General features: G+C 55.7%; 5 protein-coding genes and 1 pseudogene. 1 reads left to right on the top strand and 5 read right to left on the bottom strand.

From position 1 onward, the window contains the following. The 5 genes and pseudogenes from BSU04_RS45730 to BSU04_RS26815 form a co-directional block, all read right to left on the bottom strand. Window positions 1-209 (bottom strand): hypothetical protein (locus tag BSU04_RS45730; protein ID WP_218827356.1); only part of this gene is annotated, 209 nt, incomplete at its 3' end. A gap of 466 nt (window positions 210-675) precedes the next feature. Continuing rightward, entirely contained in the window at window positions 676-1,236 is a 561-nt protein-coding gene (locus BSU04_RS26825; protein WP_089163411.1) for an NADPH-dependent FMN reductase, read from the bottom strand. A 121-nt stretch (window positions 1,237-1,357) separates the two neighbouring features. After that, entirely contained in the window at window positions 1,358-1,609 is a 252-nt protein-coding gene (locus tag BSU04_RS48940) for a nuclear transport factor 2 family protein (RefSeq protein WP_373452875.1), read from the bottom strand. Beyond that, window positions 1,515-1,739 carry a nuclear transport factor 2 family protein gene (locus tag BSU04_RS48005; protein WP_256983308.1) on the bottom strand — a complete coding sequence of 75 codons (225 nt, stop codon included), beginning with the start codon at window positions 1,737-1,739 and terminating at the stop codon, window positions 1,515-1,517. The genes BSU04_RS48940 and BSU04_RS48005 overlap by 95 nt, the downstream gene beginning before the upstream one ends. A gap of 9 nt (window positions 1,740-1,748) precedes the next feature. After that, window positions 1,749-2,039 (bottom strand): annotated as a pseudogene (locus BSU04_RS26815) (integrase core domain-containing protein); the annotation flags it as partial. 361 nt (window positions 2,040-2,400) lie between these two features. Here BSU04_RS26815 and BSU04_RS26810 point away from each other — a divergent pair. Continuing rightward, window positions 2,401-3,135 carry an IS6 family transposase gene (locus BSU04_RS26810; protein WP_089163410.1) on the top strand — a complete coding sequence of 245 codons (735 nt, stop codon included), beginning with the start codon at window positions 2,401-2,403 and terminating at the stop codon, window positions 3,133-3,135. Window positions 3,136-3,544: the final 409 nt, after the last annotated feature.

The following is a 3,544-nucleotide window of genomic DNA, read 5'->3' as shown; positions in this document are numbered from 1 at the left end:
TTGTTCTGGTCGTCAGCCTGCTCAGTCGAAAAGAGATCATCCAGCGCGGCGTTGGCCTTGTGCATCTGCCGGTAGACGAGCGGGCGGCTCACGCCATGCCGGGCGGCCAGAGCGCTGACCGGTTCTGCGCCTGCCAAAGCTCGAACGGCCATCATCTTGCGTTCGTTGGTAGCCAGTTTCGTAGGGGCAGCGCAAACGGATTGATTCATGGGGGCGTAGCGTCGAAAATGGGACCGCATTATCCCGCATTATCTTCGCCCCTCGCATGTGTAACGCGGCTTTGAACCTCGCCCTTTGCCACGACACTAAACGCAACGCTAGCACTGTGACGGGTCGTCTTTGTAGGCTTCATTTTGGCGGTTCTCCTGTCCGAGGTTTCGTCGTGGGCAAACCCGATTTTCTCGGATTCACCAGGACCACCGCCTTCAACCTTCAACTACGCTTGGGACATTGCCATGATTGCTGCCGGCGGCTTGCCATTCGCAAAGGACAAGCTCCGGCCGAACATGACGGTGGCTGATCGGCCAGAAGCGGAAGTTCAATGCTTAAGTTAATCGGCCGTGGACCCGCCGGCCTTGAATGAGTTAGACACGCTGCATTGCGAGTGTTGCTTTGACCATGACAATGTCTTAATTTCTGGGCAGTCCAGATTGCCCCGTGCGCGCCTACGCGACGTCAACTGCCTATGCGCTTGACCCAAGATTCGAAACCTTTCATGAATGCCCGAAGCAGCTTGTCTGCCTGAATGTCAGTCACCTTGCCATGTTCGTCCACAATTTTATCAATCTCACTGATATAGGCTTCGGGCTGTTGCATGACTGCCAGATTTAGGTATACGATCGACTGACGCAGTGCATGGTTAGCTAAGGCTCCGCCGCCGGTGTAGGGCGTGAGAGATACTATTGCGGCAGGTTTACTGTTGAAGACGTTTTGGCCAGACGGTCTCGAGCCAATATCGGTTGCATTCTTCAGGACACCTGGAATGGAGCGATTGTATTCAGGTGTAACAAATAGGACCGCATCGCTCGCAGCGACTTCCTGGCGAAAGCGCGTCCATGGAAGCGGCGGATTGTCGTCGAGATCCTGGTTGTACATCGACAGATCGTGGATCTCGATAATTGAGCAACTCCATGCGGCGGGCGCGCGGTCGATCAGCGCGTTCGCGAGCTGGCGCGAGTATGAGGCTTTTCTTATGCTGCCGACAATGATGCCGACCTGGGTTAGAGGAGAATTCATGTATTTTCCTTTTTGATGACCGTTATAAATATCCCATCGCAGGTCGCAGTAAAAATTTTGGTAGTTTTTGCATGCGCTACCATTCAAATTCTCAACAGCCCACTGTCATTCGAGACGATGGCTAGAACATCCCGTTAGAGTTGACCGAGGATTTCGGGACGTCTTGGATTACGTCCCAATGCTCGACGACCTTGCCGTTCTCCAAGCGAAAGAAATCCGCCAATGCTCGACCAGGTTCGCCAGGGACGAGGACCAGATGTGAGTGAGTGGTCACCATGTCACCCTCGGCGATGACGCGCTGTATATGCAGCTTGAGTTCCGGATATTGGCCGCGAAGCCATTTTACGAATCCGACGAACGCTTCCGGCCCCATTCGCCGCTTGGGGATTATGCTGAATGTAGCGGTCACCGAAATGATCCGCCACCGCTTTCTCAGGATTTCCGTTGAATGCGGTCTGGTAGTAGTCGACGACTATCTTTTTGTTCTGCTCTACTTCGATCATGACCGATCCTTATAGTTTGAAGTGAACCGGCCACGGGAATCGTGGAGGCTGGTTTGCGTAATGCGCGTCAACGGCAGATGTTTCAAGTTGCGGGTAGTAGTTTGCCTCAGCTTCAGCGGGCGGGATATAGCCAAGCGGTTCCATCGGCAGACGTTGATTGAACCAGGCCATCCATTCCAGCGTTGCCAACTCGACGGACTCGCGTGTTTTCCAGGTGCGGCGATGAATCAGTTCAGCCTTGTACAAGCCGTTAATCGTATCAGCGAGTGCGTTGTCCTCCAATGTGTCGCCGAGCGACCCGGCGAACGCTGTCGGCAGCCGGCTCGACGGCTCGCGGGCTGCCGGATCGGCCGCGATTAGGATCGAAAGCGTTGCCAACACGGCCTGCCGCAGCGCGGCAACATCGGCACGTGCCGACGCCCGTCGACGACCGACAGCTTCGGCCACGAGCCGATCTGCTCATCGCCTGCGCGCAGACATGCGCCGAGCGGGCCGAGGGTTGTATCGGGCTCTCCCAGGCTATGGGCCGCGAGCCGCAGGCGCTTCGCCAGTTCACGGCCGGCCAGCCGCCGCAGTGACGGGGCAAGCACGAGGTTGGGTTTTGTCGCGTTAATGCGGGAGAGGTAGTATTCGAGTCTGACAAATATGCTTTGGCTGGCCGATGAAGAAGATCCAAACACCGCGAAAGACGCTTGCTGCGGGCATCGCCCGAGTGCTAAAGCGCCTTCACTATCCGCTCGATGTGATGTTGCTATGCGTGCGGTGGTACGTCGCCTACGCACTCGCCTACGCACTGAGTTTGCGTAATCTCGAAGAAATGATGGCCGAGCGCGGTATTGAGGTCGATCATTCCACGGTGCATCGTTGGGTGATCAAGTTGGTGCCGCTGTTCGAGAAGACGTTCCGTAAGCACAAGCAGCCGGTGGGCAAGAGCTGGCGCATGGACGAAACGTATATCAAAGTTAAAGGCCAGTGGAAGTACCTCTACCGGGCGGTGGACAAGGCGGGCCAAACCATCGATTTCCTGTTCAGAGCCAAGCGCGACAAGGTGGCAGCGCGGCGCTTCTTTGAAAAATCGATCGCTCATAACGGTGTACCCGAGTCGGTAACCATCGACAAAAGCGGCTCTAATCTGGCTGCGCTGCACGCCTTGAACGCCGAGCGAGAGACACCCATCACGATTCGTCAAGTCAAGTACCTGAATAACTTGGTCGAGCAGGACCATCGGGCCATCAAACGCATCACCCGACCCATGCTGGGCTTCAAGGATTTCCACTGCGCGCGCGTCATTCTGAGTGGCGTCGAATTAATGCACATGATCAAGAAAGGGCAGATGAAATGTCGGGGCGAGACTCCGCTGTCTCCCGTACAGCAGTTCTACTCGCTCGTTTCATAAGCAATCCTTTTCATATCACCGCTGCTTGATCCGCTGACCTTACTGCTACAAGGGCTTCCCCGTCGAGCACAAGCTCAATCGCGGTTGTGTGTTGTGACGTACTGCATTGCCGTTGCGACGTGAGAAGGTGAAGGACTGCGATGCTACAAACGGTCATGTTGGGCATGATTGCCCGGACCCTGATGAAAGACGCGCACGGGGATCTCATTCGACAGGCGGGAATGCAATCCCACGCAGTAAGTCAGATAAACCCCGTGCGGGTCCAACCCGCTTCACATCACCGCTGGCAGTGCAAAGTGATCTTTATTCGCTCATGATGGATGTTGTTCGTCGTCGGAGGCGTTGTGTTCGCGATGCGTTCACGCTGCAGTCGGTTCGTACTTGAAATCGTCGCCGTATTTCAGGCTCG

This window comes from Caballeronia sordidicola, from assembly GCF_002220365.1.
Lineage (GTDB): Bacteria > Pseudomonadota > Gammaproteobacteria > Burkholderiales > Burkholderiaceae > Caballeronia > Caballeronia sordidicola_C.
Note: the sequence above shows the minus strand (reverse complement) of the source record. Positions and strands in the feature narration are given on the sequence as shown.

Excerpts from the sequence above, each read along its gene's own strand:
- BSU04_RS26825 (WP_089163411.1), bottom strand. The coding sequence starts at position 1,236 with ATGAATTCTCCTCTAACCCAGGTCGGCATCATTGTCGGCAGCATAAGA.
- BSU04_RS48940 (WP_373452875.1), bottom strand. The coding sequence starts at position 1,609 with ATGGGGCCGGAAGCGTTCGTCGGATTCGTAAAATGGCTTCGCGGCCAA.
- BSU04_RS48005 (WP_256983308.1), bottom strand. The coding sequence starts at position 1,739 with ATGATCGAAGTAGAGCAGAACAAAAAGATAGTCGTCGACTACTACCAG.
- BSU04_RS26810 (WP_089163410.1), top strand. The coding sequence starts at position 2,401 with ATGAAGAAGATCCAAACACCGCGAAAGACGCTTGCTGCGGGCATCGCC.